Annotated in this window: 1 rRNA gene; it reads right to left on the bottom strand. The window is 55.8% G+C overall.

Annotation, left to right across the window (positions count from 1 at the left end):
* Positions 1-113: ribosomal RNA gene (rrf, locus tag F3J36_RS24055) — 5S ribosomal RNA — on the bottom strand; the annotation flags it as partial.
* Between the last annotated feature and the right edge of the window lie 165 nt (positions 114-278).

Below are 278 nucleotides of genomic sequence, written 5' to 3'. Positions count from 1 at the left end.
TGGCAGTTCCCTACTCTCGCATGGGGAGGCCCCACACTACCATCGGCGCTACGGCGTTTCACTTCTGAGTTCGGCATGGGGTCAGGTGGGACCACCGCGCTGTTGCCGCCAGGCAAATTCTTTGTGCACGAAACGAATCTTTTTCACTGATGCCGCGTTGGCCGCCCTCGTAAAGTCAGTCACATACTCGTGTATGCTCCTTCCTTTCCTCCGGCCTGCCGCCTCGCCTCAGCGCAAAATCTTTCGTTTCCGCTAATTTTTCCGTCACAAGCTGAAAA

This window comes from Pantoea sp. Cy-640 (assembly GCF_011752635.1).
Lineage (GTDB): Bacteria > Pseudomonadota > Gammaproteobacteria > Enterobacterales > Enterobacteriaceae > Pantoea > Pantoea dispersa.
Note: the sequence above shows the minus strand (reverse complement) of the source record. Positions and strands in the feature narration are given on the sequence as shown.